Origin of the sequence: Nonomuraea sp. NPDC050383, assembly GCF_044459125.1 — a bacterium.
Taxonomy (GTDB): domain Bacteria; phylum Actinomycetota; class Actinomycetes; order Streptosporangiales; family Streptosporangiaceae; genus Nonomuraea.
The window spans coordinates 28,986-51,846 of record NZ_JBITIP010000005.1 but is presented as its reverse complement, the minus strand read 5'-3'; the positions used below and the strand labels follow the sequence as shown (position 1 = coordinate 51,846).

General features: G+C 74.3%; 13 protein-coding genes and 1 pseudogene. 8 read left to right on the top strand and 6 right to left on the bottom strand.

Features of this window, described 5'->3' with window-relative positions; genetic code table 11:
- The first annotated feature begins 33 nt into the window (after positions 1 to 33).
- Positions 34 to 2,886, top strand: coding sequence for a CDP-glycerol glycerophosphotransferase family protein (locus ACIBG4_RS14345; protein WP_397202165.1), 2,853 nt, complete (start codon positions 34 to 36; stop codon positions 2,884 to 2,886).
- A 109-nt stretch (positions 2,887 to 2,995) separates the two neighbouring features.
- Here the strand turns inward: ACIBG4_RS14345 and ACIBG4_RS14340 are convergent, their stop codons facing one another.
- Both ACIBG4_RS14340 and ACIBG4_RS14335 read right to left on the bottom strand, forming a co-directional pair.
- Positions 2,996 to 3,499 carry a VOC family protein gene (locus ACIBG4_RS14340; protein WP_397202164.1) on the bottom strand — a complete coding sequence of 168 codons (504 nt, stop codon included), beginning with the start codon at positions 3,497 to 3,499 and terminating at the stop codon, positions 2,996 to 2,998.
- Positions 3,500 to 3,581: 82 nt separating this feature from the next.
- Positions 3,582 to 4,547, bottom strand: coding sequence for a helix-turn-helix transcriptional regulator (locus ACIBG4_RS14335; RefSeq protein ID WP_397202163.1), 966 nt, complete (start codon positions 4,545 to 4,547; stop codon positions 3,582 to 3,584).
- Between the two features lie 85 nt (positions 4,548 to 4,632).
- Here ACIBG4_RS14335 and ACIBG4_RS14330 point away from each other — a divergent pair, with 85 nt between their 5' ends.
- Positions 4,633 to 5,436 carry an SAM-dependent methyltransferase gene (locus ACIBG4_RS14330; RefSeq protein ID WP_397202162.1) on the top strand — a complete coding sequence of 268 codons (804 nt, stop codon included), beginning with the start codon at positions 4,633 to 4,635 and terminating at the stop codon, positions 5,434 to 5,436.
- Between the two features lie 16 nt (positions 5,437 to 5,452).
- Here the strand turns inward: ACIBG4_RS14330 and ACIBG4_RS14325 are convergent, their stop codons facing one another.
- Entirely contained in the window at positions 5,453 to 6,091 is a 639-nt protein-coding gene (locus ACIBG4_RS14325) for a Uma2 family endonuclease (protein ID WP_397202161.1), read from the bottom strand.
- 184 nt (positions 6,092 to 6,275) lie between these two features.
- On the opposite strand from ACIBG4_RS14325, the gene ACIBG4_RS14320 reads away from it, so the two are divergent.
- From ACIBG4_RS14320 to ACIBG4_RS14300, 5 genes are all read left to right on the top strand, one after another.
- A complete protein-coding gene (locus ACIBG4_RS14320; protein WP_397202160.1) occupies positions 6,276 to 6,881 on the top strand; it encodes a hypothetical protein in 606 nt (201 codons plus the stop codon).
- 176 nt (positions 6,882 to 7,057) lie between these two features.
- On the top strand, positions 7,058 to 11,593 hold the full coding sequence (locus tag ACIBG4_RS14315; protein ID WP_397202159.1) for an HAD-IC family P-type ATPase: 4,536 nt from the start codon (positions 7,058 to 7,060) through the stop codon (positions 11,591 to 11,593).
- A 70-nt stretch (positions 11,594 to 11,663) separates the two neighbouring features.
- Positions 11,664 to 11,789: a hypothetical protein gene (locus ACIBG4_RS14310; protein ID WP_355451444.1), complete on the top strand. Its 126-nt coding sequence runs from the start codon at positions 11,664 to 11,666 to the stop codon at positions 11,787 to 11,789.
- A 180-nt stretch (positions 11,790 to 11,969) separates the two neighbouring features.
- Entirely contained in the window at positions 11,970 to 15,245 is a 3,276-nt protein-coding gene (locus ACIBG4_RS14305; RefSeq protein ID WP_397202158.1) for an ATP-dependent helicase, read from the top strand.
- Positions 15,239 to 18,526, top strand: coding sequence for an ATP-dependent helicase (locus tag ACIBG4_RS14300; RefSeq protein WP_397202157.1), 3,288 nt, complete (start codon positions 15,239 to 15,241; stop codon positions 18,524 to 18,526). Before ACIBG4_RS14305 ends, ACIBG4_RS14300 begins: the two co-directional genes overlap by 7 nt.
- 302 nt (positions 18,527 to 18,828) lie before the next feature.
- Here ACIBG4_RS14300 and ACIBG4_RS14295 read toward each other — a convergent pair.
- Positions 18,829 to 19,596: pseudogene (locus ACIBG4_RS14295) on the bottom strand (helix-turn-helix domain-containing protein); the annotation flags it as partial.
- A gap of 138 nt (positions 19,597 to 19,734) precedes the next feature.
- On the opposite strand from ACIBG4_RS14295, the gene ACIBG4_RS14290 reads away from it, so the two are divergent.
- Positions 19,735 to 20,229, top strand: coding sequence for a nuclear transport factor 2 family protein (locus ACIBG4_RS14290; protein ID WP_397202156.1), 495 nt, complete (start codon positions 19,735 to 19,737; stop codon positions 20,227 to 20,229).
- On the opposite strand, the gene ACIBG4_RS14285 is transcribed toward ACIBG4_RS14290, so the two are convergent.
- On the bottom strand, positions 20,189 to 21,262 hold the full coding sequence (locus ACIBG4_RS14285; protein WP_397202155.1) for a type III PLP-dependent enzyme: 1,074 nt from the start codon (positions 21,260 to 21,262) through the stop codon (positions 20,189 to 20,191). The two genes, ACIBG4_RS14290 and ACIBG4_RS14285, sit on opposite strands and share 41 nt — an antisense overlap.
- A complete protein-coding gene (locus ACIBG4_RS14280; RefSeq protein ID WP_397202154.1) occupies positions 21,259 to 22,860 on the bottom strand; it encodes an IucA/IucC family protein in 1,602 nt (533 codons plus the stop codon). Before ACIBG4_RS14280 ends, ACIBG4_RS14285 begins: the two co-directional genes overlap by 4 nt.
- Position 22,861: the final 1 nt, after the last annotated feature.

Below are 22,861 nucleotides of genomic sequence, written 5' to 3'. Positions count from 1 at the left end.
CAGGTGATGGCGGTCCGAAAGGCGGTGCCCCCCATGGCCACCGGCGTAACAGCCCAGAGCCAGGGCGGAGTTCCGGCCGCCGATCGTCTGAAGGTCGTCCAGGATCTCTGCGATCGTGGCGAACCCCTCGACGCGATCATGCGCGCGGTCGGTCCTGGCGGTCAGGACGCGGCGTTCGACGCCGAGGTGCTCAGCGGCCCGCTGGGCGCGCGGATGGACGTCGCCGTCAAACGCGGGCCCGCCCGCCGGCGCGAGCTCGTCACCCTGCTGCGCCCGTACCTCGCGGGGGTGGACGAGAGCGTCAAGCGCGACCTGCCCGTCGCCCGCCGCCTGATCTGCCACCTCGTCGAGCACCGCCCCGACGAGGAGCTCATCGACGGCGAGACGCTGGCGACGGCCGTCGCCGCCGCGGCCGAGCCGTCCAAGCGCATCCGCAAGGGCCTGCGCTGGTACGCCGACCTGCCGTTCCAGGACGAGCTGCCGTCCACGCTGTACGAGCTGCGGCGCTCCGACATGGTGCCGGTCACCCACATCGACGACATCCAGTGGGTCGACGGCAGGCTGCGCATCACCGGGTTCGCCTACCTCGCCGGGCTGTCGGTGCGCAGCCGCCGCTTCAACCGGGCGACCGTCGTGCTGCGCGGGCCCCGTTGGCTGCCGCCCGTGCGCCTGCGGACCCGCCGGACGTTCGAGCCGGAGGCCACCCACGGCGCCCGCGAGCCGGGCTGCAACTACGACTGGTCGGGGTTCTCGGCCGAGCTGAGCCCGTGGTCGCTGCGCTGGCGCGGCGCCGTGCGCGGCGTCGTCCACGCCGCCCGCCGCCGGATGCGCCACCGGCCGGCCGTGGCCGACGCCACGACGTGGCGGGCCGAGATCGTGTTCTGGAGCCGCGGCGCCCGCGCCACCGGCCTGCTGCGCGGCTTCGCGGTGGGCCGCGCCGAGCGTCCCGCCGGGCTCAAGCTGCGGCCCGGCTGGTGGGTCAGGCCCACGTGGACGTCCGACCGCGCCCTCCAGGTGGTGCTCCAGCCCAACCGGGCCGAGCTGACCGGCGTCTCCGTCGAGGGCGACCGCCTGGAGCTGAAGATCTTCCTGCCCGGCCGTACCGTCACCAAGGGGCACGCCCGGCTGGGCGGCCACCGCATGGCGGCCGACTTCACGCCCAAGGACGGCGGCACGGAGGTCGTGGTCGTCCAGGCCGTCTCCGCGCTGCTCCACGAGAAGGACGGCCGGCGGCTCTGGGTCGAGCCCAAGGGCGACCCGGCGGCCTCGGTCATGCTGGCCGACCTGGTCGACACCCGGGCCACCATCGGCGACCGCGAGATCACCGTGCTCGGCGACCGGCGTGACCGCGTCATCGTCTCGGCCCACCGCATCCGCCCGGTGATCTCCTCGGCCGTCTGGGACGGGTCCGCCCTGGTCCTGCGGGGCAGCTACCCCGACGCCCCCGGGCACCGCGTCCTCACCCTGCGTCACCGCTCCGGGCTCTGTTACGGCATCCCGATGGAGCGCGACGGCGAGAGCTTCTCCGTCCGGATCACGCCCTCGGCCATGGACCGCTTCGGCGAGAGCCTCCCGCTGTCCTCCGGCACCTGGAACCTGTCGACCCGCCATCCCTCCGGCGAGATCGTCCCGCTGCGCATGGACCACGCCGCCCTGCCGGGGCTGGACGAGGAGCCGCGCGAGCTGGGCGGGCACGCGTTCCGGATGGTGTCCACCCGCTTCGACGTGCCGGTGATCGCGGTCGAGGAGTCGCGGCCCGCCGACGAGAAGGGCGTGGCCGGCACCCACGTGCTGCGGAAGGTCTTCTACCCGGCCCAGCGCACCGAGCCGCTCACCGACGCGACCGTCTACGTGGTCAACGACGGCCGGCTCTACGCCGACAGCGTCCGGGCCGTCTACGAGGAGCGGCTGCGGCGCGGCGACGACCGCGAGCACATCTGGATCGTCAAGGACGGCGCGTTCACCCCGCCGGGCGGCGCCACCGTGGTGCGCGCCGGCAGCCGCGAGCACCACGCCGCGCTGGCCAGGTCCCGCCACATCGTGACCAACTCCTTCCTGCCCGTCTGGTTCCGGGCCCGCGAGGACCAGGTCGTCCTCCAGACCTGGAACGGCACCCCGGCCAAGCACGTCGGCAACGACCAGCCGCACATGGCCCGCGACCCCCGGCCGCCGATCTGGCACCGGCAGGCGACGGAGGTACGCGGCTGGGACGTGCTGCTGTCGCAGTCGCCGTGGGCGACGCCGGTGCTGCGCAAGGCGTTCGGCTACCAGGGCGAGGTCCTGGAGAGCGGGCTGCCGCGCAACGACGTGCTCACCTCGCCCGACCGCGAGCGGCTGGCCGCGCGGGTGCGCGAGCGGCTGGGGCTGGCCGAGGGCAAGCGGGTGGTGCTGTACGCGCCGACGTACCGCGACTACGACCGCAAGAACGCCATGGTCAAGCTCGACCTGGCCAAGGCGCGGGAGGAGCTGGGAGCCGACCACGAGCTCCTGGTCCGGGCCCACCCCATGCAGGCCATGCCCGCCGTCCCCGACATCGCCCATGACGTCACGACTTATCCGGATATGGCGGATTTGTTGCTGGTGGCGGACGTGCTGGTCACGGACTACTCGTCCGTCATGTTCGACTTCGCCGCCACGGGCCGCCCCATGGTCTTCTACGCGTACGACCTGGCCAAGTACTCCTCCCGGCGCGGCCTGTACGTGGACCTGCCGGAGATCGCCCCCGGCCCGGTCCTGTCCACCTCGGCCGAGGTCGTCGAGGCCCTGCGCTCGATCGACCAGGTGGCCGCGGCCCACAGGGACCGCTACGACGCTTTCCGGGCCACCTACGCCCCGAGAGACGACGGCAAGGCCACGGCCCGCGTGGTGGACCGCCTCTTCTCCTGACCCGTACTCCTGACGTGAGAGGCCCCGGCGCTGCCGGGGCCTTTCACGTCGGCGCAGGGGCAATGGATTGCGGGGCCGGACCATGTGAGGCCGGACGACGTGACTGCGGTCAGCCGCCAGAAGGGGCGGTGGGCGGGAAGATCTCGGTCTCCGGACGCTGCATGTACTCCATGGCCGCCGTGAACACCGGGTCGCTCCAGCGCCGCGCCAGCTCCTCCGGCGACACGTCCTCGATGCGCGTCTGGATCCACCACACGTTGCCGAACGGGTCCCGTACCCGGCCCACCACGTCGCCGAAGGCCAGGTGCGTGACCTCCGAGATCGACGTGCCCCCGGCGGCGACGGCCCGCCGGTGGACGGCGTGGGCGTCCTCGACGTACAACCGGACGAACGCGGGCGTCGCGGGCCAGCTCGGGTCGGCGTCGAACAGCATCACGATCGCGTTCCCGATGCGCACCTCGGCGTGGCCGATCACGCCACGGGCGTCGACGACCCGGCCGAGCTCCTCGCCCCCGAACGCCTCCTTCAGGTAGTCGATGACCGCGGCGGTGTCGCGGGAGATGATCCATGGGGTGACGGTGGTGTAGCCGTCGGGGATGGGCTTGACGGGCATGTCGCCGCCTCCTGTGCCGTGTTGCGGAATGTCTGCTCCCACACTGGACAGGGAGTAGGTCAGGTTCCGTCCTACACGGTCCTCAGTAGGCGCCCGCGGTGGCGCGGAGGGCCCGGCCGCTCAGCTCGCGGAGGTGTTCCAGCAGCTCAGGGGGCTCGTGCACCTCGAACTCGCAGCCCAGGGTGAGCAGTCGGAACGCCAGCCACTCCAGGGTGTCGCTGCGGCCGTCCAGCCGGCAGGTGCGCTCGTCGACGGCCGTCACGTCCTCCGTGCCGTCACCCAGGCGGGTCCTCACGTACTCGGCCGGAGCGCGCAGGGTCACGACCGCGCGGTAGGTGGGGGCCAGGGTGTGGAGCTTGGAGACGACGAAGGCGGCGGCGTCCTGGGCCGGCAAGGGCCTCGGCGCGAACCGCGCGCCCGTGGGCCAGGGCCGCTCGACGCGGTCCACCCGGAAGACCCGCCAGTCGTCCCGCTCGCAGTCGTACGCGAGGAGGTACCAGCGCCGGCCCCAGGTGACCAGTGCGTACGGCTCCACGTGGCGCCTGCTCTCGGCGCCGTCGCCGGACCGGTACGCGAAACGCACCCGCTCTCCGGCGGCGGCCGTCGTGGCGAGCGACGTGAGGATCTCCGGGTCGATACTCGGCCCGGCGACGGGCGGCGGCGCCGACGTGGCGGTGCTCAGGGCGCCGACCCGCGCCCGCAGCCGGGACGGCAGCACCTGCCGCAGCTTGGCCAGGGCCCGTACCGATGCCTGGTCGATGCCGTCCACGGCGTGCCGGGTCACGGTGCGCAGGCCGACGGCGACGGCCACGGCTTCCTCGTCGTCGAGCAGCAGCGGCGGCATGGCCGTGCCCGCCACCAGCCGGTAGCCGCCCGCGCCGCCCATGCTGGCCTCCACGGGATAGCCGAGGTCGCGCAGCCGTTCGATGTCCCGGCGGATCGTGCGCGGGCTGACCCCCAGCCGCTCCGCGAGCTCGCTGCCGGGCCATTCACGCGGGGTCTGCAGCAGCGACAGCAGAGTCAGCAGGCGGGCGGAGGTGCCGGACATGTCCCTCAGAATGCCTTAAACGCGTACGGCCTTCATGTTCACGGCACTAGGATCATGGTCGTCGCAGCATCGAGAGGGGACCGACGTGGCCGAGACGCCGGATCAGTGGAAGAGCGCCATCGACACGACGCGCCCCAGCATCGCCCGCGCCTATGACGTCGTGCTCAACGGCAAGGACAACTTCGAGGTCGACCGCGCGTTCGTCGCGGAGATCGTGAAGGTGGTCCCCGAGATCTACGACGTGGCCACGTACAACCGGCAGATCCTCGGCCGGGGCGTGCGGTTCCTCGTCGAGCAGGGCGTCAGCCAGTTCATCGACCTCGGGTCCGGGCTGCCGACCCTGGAGAACACCCACCACGTCGCCCAGCGCGCGAACCCCGAGTCCCGCGTCGTCTACGTCGACAACGACCCGATGGTGCTGGCCCACGGCAGGGCGCTGCTCGCCGAGAACGAGCGCACCGCCGTCGTCACCTCCGACCTGCGCGACCCCTCGGCCATCCTCGCCGACAAGGACGTCCGGCGGCTCATCGACATGAACCAGCCGGTCGGCGTGATGCTGGTCGGCATCCTGCACCACCTGCACGACGACGAGGACCCCCAGGGCATCGTCGAGAAGTACATGGCGGCGGTGCCGTCCGGCAGCTACCTGTTCATCACCCACTTCTGCGCCTCCAGCGAGGAATCCCGCGAGGCGGAGAAGAAGTACCTCGCCCTCCTCGGCACGGGCCGCTTCCGCACGGAGAAGGAGATCACCGGCTTCTTCGACGGGTTCGAGCTGCTGGAGCCCGGGGTCGTCCCGCTGCCCCTGTGGCGCCCGGACGGCCCGGTGCCGGCGGAGCTGACGGTCGGCCAGCGCCTCATGTACGGCGGCATCGCCCGCAAGCCCTGACCCTGCCCCGCAGGGGCTAACCAGCGGCGTCGAACTCCAGCTCCGCCCAGTCGATCACCAGTGGGATGGGGTTGCTCACCAGCGGTGTCTCGCCGAGCTCGTCCTTCATGAACGTCCCCGTGTGCTTGTAGAGCCTCGTGGCGGGGTCGAGCCGGTAGCGCTCGACCATGGAGACGCCCGTGCGGTCGAGCCGGACGACCCAGTAGTGCGGGATGCCCGCCTTCGCGTACTCGCCGAGCTTGTCCGTCGTGTCCTGGGTCTCCGAGCCGGGCGAGACGATCTCCACGGCGAGAAGGACGTGCTGGGCCCGCAGCCGCTCACCGCGGTCTTGGTCAAGACAACGGTAGAGGACCACGTCGGGGCGCCGGTTCAGCAGGGGGACGTCGCGCAGACGCAGGTCCACGTCGTTGTTCACCGTCAGACAGCCGTGGCCTTCCTTCGCCGCCGCACGAGCGTAACGTTCCAGCAGGTTCGCGAGTCGCCGTCCGGCGATCTGATGGTCGGGCGTGGGGGCTTCGCGATAGACGACGAAGCCGTCGACGATCTCGATGGCTTTCGCGATCTCCTCGGGAAGGAGTTCGTATTCCTCTGCCGTAACGCGTGATGGCTGGGGGCGAAGGGTGAGGAGCCAGCTGTCGTCAGGCAATGCGGCCATTCGCGCCTCCAGATTCGGTGTCCGCTCGGCACCTCAGCGTAAGGGCCGGCCCTGCCCCGAAGTGGAGGAAGGGGGAAGGCCGTGCGGGGCATGGTAGGGAAAAGGTCAAAAAGGCTGTGTTGGGCATGAACCGCCCGGTGGTGGGATAGGGAAGCGGAGAGGGATTCAGTCCGGAGGCGACGTCATGACCGAGGCCCAGACCCGTTCGTCCGATACCGCCGGGCCGGTGGACGGCTCCGCCAGACGGTTCACGCTGGACCTGCCGATGATGAGCATCGAGGTTCGCCCTCGACGGGTGCACCTGCCGCACGTGTCGATGCCGCGTCTGCCCGTTCCCAGGATCAACCGTCAGGAGATGGGCCACGCCGCCGACGTCGCGCGGTCGATGCTGCCGCCGCCCGAGCGCGTGGCCTACTACGGGGCCCTGGGGGCGATGGCGGTCATGGGCGTGATCGAGTGGCCCGTCGCGGCGGCCATCGGCGCGGGCGCGATCATCGCGCAGCGGGCCCGTACGGGGGAGAGCAGCTTCATGGGGGGCATCGCCGGCGGCGCCACCGCGCGGGAGTCCCAGGCGACCCGGGCGGCGGCCGAGACGGTCGCACGCGCGGCCTCGACGGCGCGTACGTCCCCGGCGACGCGCGGCCGGAGCGGAACGTCCACGAGGGCGAGGAGCGGATCCGCGAACAGCACGCCGTCATCGGCGGCCGCGGCCGCCTCCACGACGAGGAGGGGCGCCGCCTCTCCGAGGAGCCGGAGTGTCCCCTCCGGCCAGAAGGACTCCGGCACCTAGCGCCCGCCCACGACACCAGCGGCCGTCCATGCGCACGTGGCGGCCTGTGCGAGTCATCGCGCGGTCCGGTGAGCCGGAGCCCCCGGCCGGGCGATGAGCGAGCGAGTACCTGACACGTCCACCTGTCCGGCCTTCCCCCGCCATGACACACCTGTTCGACGGGAGAGGGAGAACACATGCGGTTGCCCGGCGTGCACGCCGTCGCCGGCGCGCTGCTGACCATGCTTCCCGAACCGGTCCGAGGACTGCTCCCGCACCCCCGGGTGGTCCGCGCGTGCCCGGGCGGGGTACGGGTCGAGCTGTGTGCCCTGGGCGGACCGGGCACCGATCGGGCGGCGCGCCTCCTGGAGGAGCGCCTGCGCGCCGCCGGCGCCGAACGGGCCGAGGTGAACGGCGTGCTCGGCTCCGTGTACGTCGCCTGCGACCCTGAGGCGACGGACCTGGACAAGTTCGTGGCGATCGTCGACGAACTGGACGAGGGGACGCCGGACTTCCCGGGTGGCTCCGGCCTCCAAGGCTCCGGCCTCCAAGGCTCCGGCCTCCAAGGCTCCGGCCTCCAGGAGGACATGGACGCTGACGAAGCGGGAACGGGAGGCGGCGCCTGGGCGCTCGACGGTGTGGAGCAGCAGGCGCGCGCCGCCGTGAGCCTCGGCCTGCATCTTCTCGGCGCCGGCGCGGCGCTGGCCGGGCAGGTCGTCCGGGTGCCCGGGCTGCCCCCGCTGGTCCCGGCCCTGGTCTCCCTGGTGGAGCACACCCCGCGGGTCCGCCGCGAGCTGGAGGAGCGGGTCGGCAAACCGATCGGCGACGCGCTGCTGGCGTCCGGGCGGATCGCCACGCACACGCTCGCGCTGCGGCCCGTCTCCCTGCTCATCGACTCGGTGGCGGCGGCCGGCCGGTTCGTGGAGGCGCGTGCGGTGCGCGCGGCGTGGGAGCGGCGCGAGGAGGACTTCGCCGCCGAGGACGGGGCCTACCGCCACATCCGTGCGGCCGTGCCGCCACGCGGGGCGCCGTTGCCGCGCGGGCCCGTCGAGAGGTACGCGGACGCGGCGGGCACGCTGGCCGTGGCCGGGCAGGGCGTGACCACGTTCCTCAGCCGAGACCACCAGCGGGGGCTGACCCTGCTGGTCGCCGGGGTGCCGAAGGCGGCGACCCTGAGCCGGAACGCGTTCACCAGCGCGGTGGTGCGCGCGCTGGCGGGGCGGGACACGATCGTGCTGGACCGTGAGGCGCTGCACCGGATGGACCGCGTGGACACGGTCGTCGTGGACGCCGGTCTGCTCACCACGGGCGCGTGGGCGATCCACGGCATCGTGCCCCTCGCCTCCGCCGAGGAGCCGAAGGGGACGGGCGCGCGCACGGAGCAGGCGGGTGTGGAGGAGTTGCACGCCCGTCTGTACACGCTCATCGATCTCACGGACCGCTCCGCCCCGGTGACCCGCCGGGAGCGCGACGGCTGGAGCGTCGCCCCGTACGAGCCGGCCGGGGCGATCGGCGGCGGGGAGCCCGCCGAGGTGGGGCGATGGCGGGACGAGGGGATCAGGCTGGTCGCGGTCGCCAGGCACGGCGTCGTGGCCGCCGTCGTCGGCCTGGAGCCCGAGCTGCACCCGCTGGCCGAGGCTCTCGTCGCCGCCCCCGGGCGCGGGTGCGAGGTGGTGCTGGCGGGCGGCGATCCGGGGTTGGCCGCCCGGCTGGGCGTGGATCGGGTGGTGCGGGGGGGATCGCGGCTGGCCTCCGAGGTGCGGGCCATGCAGGCCGGCGGGCACGGGGTGGCGGTGGTGTCGCAGCGGGGAGGGCGGGCGCTGGCCCTGGCGGACGTGGGCGTCGGCGTGCTCGGCAGGCCCCGCCCGGTCCCGTGGGACGCCGACGTGATCGGCGGGTTCGAGGGGGCGCACCTCCTCCTGCGCGGCCTGCCGTACGCGAGGAAGGCCGGCCGGCGCGGTGTGCGGGTGGCCGCGGCCGGCGCCGCGGTGGGTGCGGGGCTGGCGTTCCTGGGCCCGGCGCGGACGGCGCTCGCCCGGGTGCACCTGGTGGGTAACGGCACGTCCGTGGCCGCGCTCGTCGTGGGCGAGTGGACGGGCCGCAGAGCGGGCCGCGAGGTGCCGCCTCCGCCCGTCGACCACACGCCCTGGCACGCCATGGCGGCCCGCGACGTGCTGGCCAGGCTCGACACGTCTCCTGACGGGCTCGCGGAGGAGGAGGCGGCGCGGCGCAGGGCGGCGCCGGTGACGCCGCGGGCAGGGCCGCGCTCGCTGGCCCGAGCCTGCCTGGAGGAGATCGCCAACCCGCTCACGCCGGTGCTCGCCGCGGGCGCGGGCGTGTCGCTCGCCGTCGGCTCGGTGCTGGACGCCGCGCTGATCAGCGGCGTGATGGGCGTCGGCGCGCTGCTCGGCGGCACGCAGCGCTGGCACGCCGACCGGATCCTGCACCGCCTCACCCGGATCACGGAGACGGCTGTACGGCTGCGCCGCCCGGCCGGCGCGGTGGCCGGCGTCGCGGACGACCTGGTGGTGGGCGACGTGATCGAGCTGCGCGCGGGTGACGCGGTGCCCGCGGACGCGCGGCTGGTCCAGGCGTCCGGCCTGGAGGTGGACGAGTCGACGCTGACCGGCGAGTCGCAGCTCGTGGCCAAGGGCGAGGCGCCGACGGCGGCGCCGGCCGTCGCGGACCGGACGTCGATGGTGTACCAGGGGACGACGGTCGCGGCGGGCCACGGCCTGGCCGTGGTCGTGGCCACCGGCGAGGCGACCGTGGCGGGCAGGACCGCCAGGCTGTCCGCGACCGCGCCGCCGCCGACCGGGGTGGAGCTGCGGCTGCGCGCGCTGAGTCGCCGCATCCTGCCCGTCGCCGTCGGGTCGGGTGTGGCGCTGATGGTGATCGAGCTGCTGAGGGGCACACCGCCGGCCGCCGCGGTCGCGCCCGCCGTGAGCCTGGCGGTCGCGGCGGTGCCGGAGGGCCTGCCGTTCGTGGCGACGGTGGCGGAGCTGGCGTCGGCCAAGCGCCTGTCGGCCCGCGACACGCTCGTACGGAACCCGTCCACGATCGAGGCGCTGGGCCGCGTGGACGTCCTGTGCTTCGACAAGACCGGCACCCTGACCGAGGGGCGCATCAGCCTGGGCCGGGTGTCGGACGGGCGGACCGAGCGGCCCGTGGACGAGCTGACGCCCGAGCTGCGGGCCGTCGTGGGCGCCGCGCTGCGGGCGTGCCCCCGGCACGAGGACGGGCGCGCCATCCCGCATCCCACGGACCGCGCCGTGGTGGAGGGCGCGGAGCGGCTGGGCGTGTCACCGGCGGACGGGCTCCGGGGGTGGCGGCGGGTGGACGAGCTGCCGTTCGAGCCGGCGCGCGGCTACCACGCCGTCCTCGGGACGCACGGGGACGCGACGGGGGAGCAGGGCGGCGGGGCGCGGCAGGTGCTGAGCGTGAAGGGCGCGCCCGAGGTGCTGCTCAGCCGCTGCACGGAGCTGCGGCGCGGCGCGGGGACGGTGCCGCTGGACGAGGCGGCGAGGCGCGAGCTGGAGGAGGAGATGGACCGGCTCGCGCGCCAGGGCCACCGGGTGCTGGCGGTCGCCGAGCGGCCCGCCTCCAGCCGCGCCGACCTCGACGAGTCCAGGATCGAACGGCTGAGCTTCCTCGGCTTCCTCGGCCTGGCCGACCCGGTGCGGCCCACCGCCAGGCGCAGCGTGGAGGGCCTGATGCGCGCCGGCGTCCGTGTCGTCATGATCACCGGTGACCACCCGAGCACGGCGGAGGCCATCGCCGCCGAGATCAACGCCCTGAACGGCGGCCGGGTCATGACCGGCCCCGAGCTGGAGGAGCTGGACGACGACGCGCTGGCCGGGGCGCTGCCGGACGTCGCGGTGTTCGCCCGGGTCACGCCGGAGCACAAGGCCCGGATCGTCGCCGGGCTGCGCCGCATGGGCCGGGTGGTCGCCGTCACCGGCGACGGCGCGAACGACGTGCCCGCCATCCGGCTCGCCGACGTGGGCGTGGCCCTGGGCTCCCGCGCCACCCCGGCCGCCCGCGCCGCCGCCGACATCGTGGTGGTGGACGAGCGCATCGAGACGATCATCGACGCGATCGTGGAGGGCCGGGGGATGTGGGGGTCGGTGCGCGACTCGCTGAGCATGCTGCTCGGAGGCAACCTCGGCGAGATCGTGTTCACCGTCGGCTCCAGCCTGCTGACCGGGCGCAGCGCGCTCAACACCCGCCAGCTCCTCCTCGTGAACCTCCTCACCGACATGCTCCCCGCCATGGCCGTGGCGGTGCGGCCGCCGGGCGCCGCGGACCCGGACCGGCTCCTCGCCGAAGGGCCGGAGGCGTCGCTGGGCACCGCCCTGACCCGCGACATCTACCTGCGGGCCGTCACCACCGCCGCGGCGGCCGCGGCGGCGTGGCTGCTCGGCCGCATGACCGGCACACGTGACCGGGCCGACACGATCGGGCTCGTCGGGCTGGTGGGGGCGCAGCTCCTGCAGACACTCGTCGTGGGCGGGCGGGACCGGCTGGTGCTGCTGGCCTCGCTCGCGTCGCTGGCCGTGCTCGCGGTGATCGTCTCGGTGCCGGGACTGAGCCGGCTGTTCGGCTGCCGTCCGATCGGGCCGCTGGGGTGGGGGATCGCGCTCGGCTGCGCCGCCGCGGCGGTGCTGCTCGAAAGGGCACTCGAACGGGTGGACGCGCGCCGGCCATCTGGCGTTCGCCTTTCGGACACGTAAGATGCCGCCAAGTGCCAGATTTATGGTGAAATATGGCGTTACGTACCGTTTCCCTCATGTGAGGTATCTCATGCCCGATCTCCTGGCCTCGATCCTGGCCAAGGCGGCGCTCATGGTGGCCGAGGCCCTGCTGGCGCGCCTCATCCACGCCCTCATCACGACGTTCCTGCGGACCCCCGGAGTCCGTCTCGCCTGACCTCACCGCGGCGTGTCGCCGCGCGAACCCCTCCTCGTGTCGCTAACGTGAGCGGATCGTCTCCGCGGGACCGGTCAACTCGGCACGATCTACCCCTGTGGTCTGATGGAATCTAGTGCTGTGAGTGGTCAGACCTGGCGGTTGGTGCGGCGCGGGAGCGCGAGGCCGGCGGAGCCCCCTGTGCTCGATGAGTACCAGCGCGCCGTGGTCGCCCACGGGAGCGGGCCGCTGCTCGTCCTCGCCGGTCCGGGCACGGGCAAGACGACGACGATCGTGGAGTCGGTGGTCGACCGCATCGAGCGCCGGGGGGCCGACCCCGAGCGGGTGCTGATCCTCACCTTCAGCCGCAAGGCGGCCGGCGAGCTGCGCGAACGCGTGACCGCCCGGCTGCGGCGCACCACCCGCACGCCGCTGGCCCTGACGTTCCACAGCTACGCGTACGCGCTCCTTCGCCGCGAGGCCGTGCTGGCGGGCGAGCCGCCGCCCCGGCTGCTGACCGGGCCCGAGCAGCTTCTGGAGATCCGGCGGCTGCTCCACGGCGAGCTGGAGGACGGCGCGACGGAGTGGCCGCGCACGCTGCGGGAGGCGCTGAAGACCCGGGGGTTCGCCGAGGAGCTGCGCGACCTCCTGTCGCGCGCGGCCGAGCGCGGCCTGGACGGCGACCGCATCGAGGAGCTCGGCAGGCGCCACGGCCGTGACGACTGGGTGGCGGCCGGCGGCTTCGCCCGGCGCTACGACAGGCGCTTCGACCTCGACCCGGAGCCGGCGCTCGACTACACCGAGCTGATCCGGGCGGCGGCCGCGCTGCTGGCCGACCCGGAGGTTCGGCGCAGGGAGCGGGCCGCGCACGACGTGGTGTTCGTTGACGAGTACCAGGACACCGACCCGGCGCAGGAGATGCTGCTGCGGCAGCTCGCGGGCGACGGGCGCGACCTGGTGGCCGTGGGCGACCCCGACCAGTCGATCTACGGGTTCCGGGGGGCCGACGTGCGCGGCATCCTGGGGTTCCCGCAGCGGTTCCGCACGCTCGACGGCCGGGACGCCCCGGTGCTCGCGCTGCGGGTCTGCCGCCGCAGCGGCGCGGACGTGCTGGAGGCCACCCGCCGCCTCGCCGCCCGCCTCCCGGCCGCCCCACTGCCGGACCCGACACCGTCCCGGACGCCCGTACCGGACCAGGCGCGGGGCCAGGCGGCACCGGGCCAGGCGCAGGCCCCGGCCGGGACCCCGGCGCCCGCGCGGGCACGGACGCACGGTCACCGGGAGCTGCTGTGCCTGCCCGACGCCGACCCGGGCGACGTGCGGGTGCTGCTGGCCGACAGCACCAGCCAGGAGGCCGCCGTCGTGGCCGACACGCTGCGCAGGGCCCACCTCATCGAGGGCGTGCCCTGGCACCGGATGGCCGTGCTCGTGCGCTCGGCCGTCCGCCAGGTGCCGCTGCTGCGGCGGGCCCTGGTCAGCGCGGGCGTGCCGACGATGGTGGCCGGCGACGAGGTGCCGATCGCCCAGGAGCCGGGCGTACGGCCGCTGCTGACGATGCTGCGCGTGGCCCTCGACCCCCTGGTGCTGGACGAGGCGGTGGCCGAGGAGCTGCTGACCGGCCCGCTGGGCGGCACCGACATGATCGGCGTCCGGCGCCTCCGCCGAGCCCTGAAGATCGCCGAGAACGAGGCATACGCGCTCACCGAGCCGGAGGCCGCCGTACCCGGCCAGGACGAGCGGGAAGAAGAGCAGCCGGAGCCGCCCGAGGCCCGTGACAGGCCCCGCACGTCCGGCGAGCTGCTCGTCGCGGCGCTGAAGGACGCCCGCGAGCTCACCCGCGTCGAGCCGCACATCGCCCCGCCCGCCGAGCGCGTCGCCAAGCTGCTGGTCACCGCCCGCGAGGCCGTCCTCCAGGAGGGCACGGCCGAGGACGTCCTGTGGGCGATCTGGCAGGCGAGCGGCCTGGCCGAGCGGTGGACCGAGCTGAGCCTGGGCGGAGGCGCCCGCGGCGCGCAGGCGGACCGTGACCTGGACGCGGTGGTGGCGCTGTTCGACCACGCGGCCCGGTTCGTGGACCGGATGCCGAAGGCCGGGGCCGAGGTGTTCCTGGACGACCTCGCCGCGCAGGAGATCCCGGGCGACACGCTGGCCGACCGGGCGCCCGACGGCGACGCGGTGCGCGTGCTGACCGCCCACCGCTCCAAGGGCCTCGAATGGGACGTGGTGGTCGTCGCCGGGGTCCAGGAGGGCGTGTGGCCGGACCTGCGGCTGCGCGGGTCGATGCTGGGCGCCGACGACCTGGTGGAGCTGGCCGAGGGCGCCAGGCCGAACGCCGCGTCCCTGGCCTCGAAGCTGCTGGCCGAGGAGCGGCGGCTGTTCTACGTCGCGGCCACGCGGGCCCGGCGCAGGCTCGTGGTGACGGCCGTGGGCGGCGAGGACACCGACGAGCGGCCGTCGAGGTTCCTGAGCGAGCTCATGCCGGGCGCGGTGGAGACGGCCACGGTGGACGACCGGGCGCGCTGGCTCAACATGGCGGCGCTCGTCGCCGACCTGCGCAGCGCCGTCACCGACCCGACCCGGCCCGCCAAGGTGCGCCGCAAGGCCGCCCAGCAGCTCGCCCGCCTGGCCGCCGCCGGCGTGCGGGGCGCCCACCCCAACGAGTGGTACGCCCTGACGACCATGACCGACGACCGGCCGCTGAGCTGGCCCGACGACACCGTCAGCATCTCGCCGTCGGCGGTCGAGAGCTTCACCAAGTGCGGGCTGCGCTGGTTGCTGGAGACGGCCGTCGGCGCCGCCGGCACCAGCAGCGCCCAGGGGCTCGGCACGATCATCCACGCGCTGGCCGTGCTCGCCTCCACCGACCTGCCGAACGAGGACCTGCTCGGCAGCCGCCTGGACGAGATCTGGCACGAGCTCGACTTCGGCGGCGTCTGGTTCAACCGCAAGCAGCGCCAGGTCGCCGAGCAGATGATCGGCAAGTTCCTGCGCTGGCACAAGGAGAACCCCCGCGAGCTGGTCGCCCTGGAGGAGGCGTTCGTCGCCACGGTCGGCGACGGCGTGCAGATCAAGGGCCGCGTCGACCGGGTCGAGCGCGACTCCGAGGGCCGGGCGGTGATCATCGACCTGAAGACCGGCGGCTCCAAGCCCCGGCCGGGCGAGCTGGACCGGCACCCGCAGCTCGGCGTGTACCAGCTCGCCGCGCTGCTCGGCGCGTTCGCCCGCCACGGCATGACCGAGCCGGGCGGCGCCGCGCTGGTCCAGCTCGGCAAGGCGGGCGGCCGCAACGAGGCGCTGGAGCAGCGCCAGGGCGCCCTCGCCGACGACCCGAACCCCGGCTGGGCCGCCGGCCTGGTCGACACCGTGGCGACCGGCATGTCCGGACCGTACTTCCAGGCCAGGGCGAACGACGGCTGCCGCACCTGCGCCGCCAAGGCCAGCTGTCCCGTCAACGACAGCGGAGGCCAGGTGTGCTGAACCCCGTCGAGCTGGCCGGGAAGCTCGGCGTCCTGCCGCCGACCCCCGAGCAGGCCGGCGTCATCGAGGCGCCCCTCGAACCCATGGTCGTCATGGCCGGCGCCGGCTCCGGCAAGAGCGAGACCATGGCCGGCCGCGTCGTCTGGCTCGTCGCCAACGGCCTGGTCAAGCCGGGCAACGTGCTCGGCCTGACGTTCACCCGCAAGGCCGCCGCCGAGCTGGCCACCCGCGTCAGGGAGCGGCTGAACGGCCTGGCCGAGGCGGGCCTGGTGACGCCGGACGCGCTCGACGAGGAGCCGACCGTGTCCACCTACCACGCCTACGCGGCGCGCCTGGTCACCGACCACGCGCTGCGCGAGGCGCTGGAGCCGACCATGCGGCTGGTCACGCCGGCCGTCTCCTGGCAGCTCGCCTCACGGGTGGTCGCCGCCTACGACGGGCCGATGGACCGCGTCGAGCTGGGCCCGCCGTCCGTCACGGCCGCCGTCCTGGAGCTCGCGGGGGAGCTGTCGGAGCACCTGCGCGGCGCCGGGGACGTGCGCCGGGTGGGCGACTGGCTGCGCGACCAGCACGAGAGGCTGCCCGGCCGCGTCACGCAGGCCCAGCACCGGCCGGTCAACGTCCAGGCGGCCAGGGAGCAGTTGCTGCCGCTGGTGGAGGCGTACGAGCGGCTCAAGCGGGCGCGCGAGGTCATCGACTACGGCGACCAGATGGCGCTGGCCGCCCGCATCGCCGCGAACCACAAGGAGGTCGGCGAGATCGAGCGGTCCCGCTTCGCGGTGGTGCTGCTCGACGAGTACCAGGACACCAGTCACGCCCAGCTCGTCCTGCTCCGTAGCCTGTTCGGCGGCGGCCACCCGGTGACGGCGGTCGGCGACCCCTGCCAGTCGATCTACGGCTGGCGCGGCGCCTCGGCCGGCAACCTGCGCCGCTTCCCCCGCGACTTCCGCACCGGCACCGGTGACCCGGCCCCGGTTCGGCAGCTCAGCGTCAGCTTCCGCAACGGCGACCGGGTCCTCGACGTGGCCGCCCGCGTCCAGCTCCCGCTGCGCATGGAGGCCCGCGAGGTGCCCGTCCTCGTCCCCGGCCCGAACCGGGTGGACCGGGGCCGCGTCACCTGCGCCTTCCACGAGACCGCCGAGGACGAGGCCCGGTGGGTCGCCGACGGCCTGGCCGGCATCCTCGGCCGGGAGGTCGCCCCGGACGGCCTGCCCTGGGGCGAGGGCGAGCGCAAGAAGACGCTCGCGATCCAGCCGCAGGACGTGGCGATCCTGGCGCGCAAGCGCTCGCAGTTCCCGGCGCTGCGCAAGGCGCTGGAGGAGCGCGACATCCCGGTCGAGGTGGTCGGCCTGGGCGGCCTGCTCACCGTCCCCGAGGTCAGCGACATCGTCGCGACCCTCCGCGTCCTGTACGACCCGACGGCGGGCGACGCGCTGGCCCGGCTGCTGGCCGGTCCGCGCTGGCGCATCGGCCCCGCCGACCTGCGGGTGCTCGGCCAGTACGCCCGCGAGCTGAACCGCGAGAGCCGCGCGGGCGGGCGCGGTCACGACCCGCTCGACCAGGTGGTGGCCGACCTGGCCGAGGAGCGCGGCAGCCTGGTCGACGCGCTCGACGAGCTGCCCGACCGGGAGGAGTGGCTGGAGTCGTTCTCGCCGCTGGCCGGCGCCCGGCTCGTCGCGCTCGCGCAGGAGCTGCGCCAGCTGCGCGCGCACACCGGCCAGCCGCTGCCCGACCTGATCACCGAGGTGGAGCGGCGGCTCGGGCTGGACATCGAGGTCGCCGCGCGCGGCGGCACGGTCAGCGCGTTCGCGGCCCGGGCCGACCTCGACGCGTTCCTGGACGCGGCGTCGCGGTTCGCGGGCGACTCCGAGGACCCGACGCTCGGCGCGTTCCTCGCCTACCTCCAGGCGGCCGAGAGCGAGGAGTTCGGGCTGGAGGCCGGCCGGGTCGGCGACAGCAACAGCGTGAAGCTGATGACCGTCCACGCCTCCAAGGGCCTGGAGTGGCCGATCGTGGTCGTGCCCGGCCTGTCGCAGCTCGTCAGCTCCAAGGGCACGATCGCCACCGGCAGCATGTTCCCGGCCACGCCCGTCACCAACAGCCGCTGGACGGAGAACGCCCGTAAGCTGCCCTACCCGCTGCGCGGCGACACCGCCGACCTGCCCCGTCTGCCGGGCCTGGCCAAGGAGGACCTGGCCGCGTTCGACGAGAGCTGCCGGGAGCGCGACCTGATGGAGGAGCGGCGGCTGGCGTACGTGGCCGTCACGCGCGCCCACTACCACCTGATCGCCTCCGGCTACCGGTGGGGCAGCGCCACCAGGCCGCTGGAGCCGTCGGACTTCCTGCTGGAGATCCGCGACACCGCCGACAAGGTGGCCTTCTGGGCGCCCGACCTCGAAGAGGGGGCCTCGAACCCGCTGCTGGCCGAGCCGGCCGCCGCCGTCTGGCCGGTCACGCCCGAGGGCCTGCGCTACGAGTCGGTCCTGGACGGCGCCCGGCTGGTCGAGGACGCGCTGGCCGGGTCGCTCGCCCCGGCCGAGGACGAGCCGCTGCGCCCGTTCGAGGAGGAGCGCGTGCGCGCCTGGGAGCGCGACACGGACCTGCTGCTGCGCGAGCGGGAGCTGCACCGCAGGCGTGGCGCCACGACCGTCGAGCTGCCGTCGAAGCTGACCGTGTCGTCGCTGGTGACGCTCGCCGCCGACGCCGGCGAGCTGGCCCGCAGGATCCGCCGGCCCGTCCCGGTCAAGCCGGCTCCGCTCGCCCGGCGCGGCACCTCCTTCCACAAGTGGCTGGAGACCCGCTGGGACCAGCAGCGGCTGCTCGACGACTTCGACCTCGACCTGGTCGAGGAGGTGGAGGAGGCCGACGTGCGGCTGGCGGACCTCCAGGAGCGGTTCGAGCAGAGCGAGTGGGCCGAGCGCCGGCCGCTCGACCTGGAGGTGCCGTTCGAGACCATGATCGCCGACCGGCTGGTGCGCGGCCGGATGGACGCGGTGTTCGAGCTGCCGGACGGCCGCTACGAGGTGGTCGACTGGAAGACCGGCGAGCCGCCCACGGGCAAGAAGGCGCGGGCCGCGTCGGTGCAGCTCGCCGCCTACCGGCTGGCCTGGTCGCATCTGGCCGGTGTGCCGCTCGACCGGGTCAGCGCCGCCTTCCACTACGTGCGCGCCAACCGGACGGTGCGCCCCGTGGATCTGCTGGACGCCGACGGCCTGGTGGCGCTCGTCGAGGCGGTGCCGGTCAGGCCGTCAGGTGGCGGAACTCCGGGTGAGGGTGCATGAGGAAGGCTCGGCGCCGGTCGGTCGGCGGTCGCGAGCGCGAATGACCGCACGGCGTGAACGACGGCGCCGGGGATGGGCAGGGCGCCGAGATCGGCCGCGGCGAGGACGTCGGGTCGTGGGAACGTCCTGGTGAGCCCGGCCGGGGCGAGGCCGGGCACGGCCCCGCCGAATCGGTCGACGAGGCAGCCCAGAACGGCCCGTACCTGCGAGGCGTCCGCTGTCCCGGCCCGCACGATGTCGTGCACGCCGGCCTCGAACGGATCCCAGTGGCCGCACGTCCGGGCGGGATCGTCAAGAGCGAGAAGGCGCCGGGCGCGGCGGACGTGGTGGACGAGGCCGCCCAGCCGGGGGAGATGAGCGACGAGGAGCAGCTCCGTCGAGGACCGCTGGGTGATCTCGATCATGCCGGGATCGTGATCGACCAGGATGGTACGCCGATAGGAGCCGCCCGAGACCGCCTCGACAGCCGGTGTCGCCCGTGCCGCCAGGTGGCGCAGGGCGGCCGCGAAGTCGATCGGCTTGTCGTGGGTCAGCCGGAGGGCCAGCCCGCCGTCGGCCTGGAGGCGGTCGGTGACCCGTCGCCGGGCCCGTAACTCGCGCGGGGTGCCGTGGAAGACGTCGGCGAGGACGCGGTTGAGCTGCCGGACGCTGCCGAAGCCCGAGGCGAAAGCGATGTCGGCTATGCGCAGGTCGGTGTCGTCGAGCAGCCGACGGGCGAAGTGCGCGCGCCGGGAACGAGCGAGCTGGTCGGGTGTGACCCCGGCATGCTGCAGGAACACCCGCCGCAGATGACGCGGCGACACGCCGAGGTGGCCGGCGAGACCGCTGTCCGTCGCGTCGTCCAACGCTCCGGCGGCGATGAGCTGAACCGCGCGGCACACCAATGCGGGCATGTCCGCGGAAGCCAGGGATTCATGCCGGTACGGGCGGCAGCGATGACAGGCGCGATACCCGGCCGCTTCCGCCGCGGCCGCGGAGGGGTAGCGGGTGGTGTTCGCCAGGAGGGGGCGGCCCGGGCAGTCGTCGCGGCAGTAGATGCCGGTGGTAAGGACAGCGCCGACTGCGTTCACGGCTCCAGCATGGCATCGGCGGGCCGGTCCAGATCGGACAGATCAGGACCCACTGCCGAATCTGGCCGAATCTGACCAGATCACTGATCCGCACCCCGCGAGAATCCTGGGCAATCCACCTGCACAAGGAGTCGGCCCATGAGTGCGGCATCGAACAAGCAGCTCGTCATCGACGCGTGGCGCGTCTTCGCCACGCGAGACGCGAGCCGGGTCCGCGACGTCTTCACGCACGACGCGGAGTGGCTCGCCCCGCCCGGCAACGCGACCTCTCTGGCCCTCGACGGAACGCATCACCTCGTCGGACGGGAACGCATCGTCCGGTTCTTGACCCAGGAGTTCTCCACGGTCTTCGTCGACGACGTGTCCATGGACTTCGGCGGTTTCCACGCCGACGGCGACACCGTGGTCGTCGAGATGCGCCTGCGGGCCACCCTCGCCCACGGCGGCCACTACGACAACGACTACTGCTTCATCTTCGAACTGGAGTCCGGCCTGATCAGACGGATCCGCGAGTACATGGACACCCGACGTGGAGCGGCATGGTTCCACGCGCCCGCCGACGGCCCGGCGGCGCCCGTCGACGGGGTGCCGGTCAGGCCGTCAGGTGGCGGAACTCCGGGTGAGGGTGCATGAGGAAGGCGTGGTGGGAGATGTTCCAGGCGTAGGCGCCGGCCATCGCGAACACCACCACGTCGCCGACGCTCACCGAGGTGACGACGTCGCGGGCGAAGACGTCCTTGGGCGTGCAGAGCTGCCCGACGAGCGTGACCGGCTCGTCCGTCACGCCCTGGCCCCGTCCCTCCGGCAGCACCTCGAACGGCTGGTCGTGCCCCTTGGCGACGGGCGTGCGCAGGTGGTGGGTGCCGCCCAGCAGGACCGCGTACGCCCGGCCGTGCACGCGCCTGACGTCCACGACGCGGGTCGCGTAGAAGCCGCAGTACGCGGTCAGCGCCCGGCCCGGCTCGATCCGCACCCGTTGCCCCGGACGCCGCAGCCCCGTCAGCCCCTCGCCGTACTCGGCCCAGCCGAACCGCGCCCGCGGAGCGGTGTAGTCCACGGCCATGCCGCCGCCCAGGTTGACCTCGTCGTGATCGGTGTCGAGCAGGTGGCGGGCCAGGCGCAGCAGCTCGGGCGCGTCCAGGCCACTGGCCAGGTGGGCGTGCACGCCGCGCAGCCGTACGCGGTCGGTGAACAGCGGCAGGCACTGCGCCACCCCCGCCTCGTCCATCCCGAACGGCCCGCTCATCGTCAGCGCGGCCCCCTCGACCGCGAGCCCGGGGTTGAGCCGCAGCAGCACGTCGGCCTCCAGCCCGGTGGCCAGCAGGCGGCGCAGCTCGCCGGGCGACTCGACGTGGAGGCGGTGGTGCGGCAGGCGGAGCTCGGCCTCGGTCTTGCCCGGCCCGCCGAGCGCCAGCGGCTTGCCCGGGAACAGGGCCGACACGTGGGCGTGCTCGCCGCCGGAGGACACCTCGAACCCGTCCACGTGCGGCTCCAGCACGCGCAGCAGTTCGGGGTCGGGGTTGGCCTTGACCGCGTAGTACAGCTCGACGCCCGGCAGTGCCTGCCGTACGGACCGGGCATGGGCCTCCAGGCCGGGCAGGTCGTACAGGTAGGCGGGGATGTCGCCGAGGCGGGCGGCGGCGTCGCGGACACCGGCGGGGATCATGCGAGGGGGTTCGCGATCGGCACGTACCCGGCGGCCCGGTCGGCGGCGCGGGCCCAGCGGACCGCGAGGTTCGCCTTGGCCGGCAGCGGGGCGCCGGCCAGCAGCTCCGGCAGGGGCAGCGGCCGGCCGAGCCGGTCGGCCTCGGCGGCGAACACGGCGCGGGCCGCCCGCCACAGCTCGCGCAGCAGCTCGTCGCCGCCCCGCGCCGCGACGGTCGCGGCCACCTCGGTGAGGTGGTTGACCAGCAGGCAGTACACGACCCGGGCCCAGCCGCGCTCGGCGTCGTACGTCAGCGCCTCCGCCACGCGGGACGGCAGGCCGCCCAGGTCATGGCGGCCGGCGACCAGCTTGGCGCCCTCCAGGTCGCGGAAGACCGCCTCGCGCGGCAGGCCGGTCGCGTCGAGGCCGACCAGAACGTTCTGCAGGTGCGGCTCCAGGACCACGCCGTGCGTGAAGAACAGGTCGAGGACGGGCGGCGCCACCACCGACACGTACGCCGTCCACCACCCGAGCGGATCCCGCTCCATCGCGTCCGCCCCGTACGGGGCCGGCCCGCCCGCGGCCGGGTCCAGGGCGAGCGCCGCGGCCAGCACCGGCGCCACGCCGGGGGAGCACACCCGCCACGGGCTCTCCCGGACGATCACCCCGAGCCCTTCCAGCAGCCGCGTGCCCAGGGCGGCCGACCGGTAGCCCGGCTCCCGCAGCCACAGCGCGCCCGGGAACACCTCACGCACCCGCTCGAACACCGGCCCGAGCCGCGCGGTCAGCTCCACCGCCCCGGCCAGCTCGTACCAGGCGTTCTTCCGCACGCAGTTGGTGATCCGCACGTCCAGGCTGAACTTCAGGCACAGCCCCGCGTCCGGCGCGTACACCGTCCTGACCGACGACGTCGGCGACACCACCGGCCCCGGCCCGAGGTCGGTCAGCGCGTCGCCGAGCGCCGGGCCCAGCCGGTCGAGCAGCAGGTCGAGCTGCCACGGGTGCGCGGGCAGCAGCCGGTGCCCGGGCGGCGCCTCGCCCAGCAGGTCGAGGGCCGACGCGTCGCCCTCCTCGGCCAGCACGTCCTCCCGCACCGCGAGCAGCCGCAGGGGGAAGCGGGCGTGCGTCTCGGGCGCGTACCGCTCCCAGAGGTCACCGCCGCGCGCCTTCGGGCTCGGGTGGAACGGATGCCCGAAGACCAGCGCCTGCTCGGAGGCCAGCCACGGGTCGGCCGGCGGCTCGGCCCCGGCCCGCTCCCGCAGGATCGCCGCCACCGCCTCCCGGCTGGCCGCCACCTGCCCGGCGAACTCCTCGTTCGGCCCGCCCTGGAGCTCCGTCCCGCCCAGCTCGGCCTCCGCCAGCCGTACCAGCTCGTCCGAGGTCAGCGGCTGCCACGCGCCGCGCTCCAGCCGCTCCGGCGGCCCGTCGAAGCGCAGCGCCGCGCCCCCGCGCGTGCGCGCCCGCAGCAGCGTGCCCCCCACCCGCAGCAGCACGTACGGCGGCGCGGGCCACACCAGGCCGTGCGGCCCGGCCACCTCCCGCACGCAGCAGCGCAGCAGCGCGGCCAGCGTCGCCTCCTCGGCCGGTGAGCTGGGCGCGCCGAGGACCAGACCGTGCATG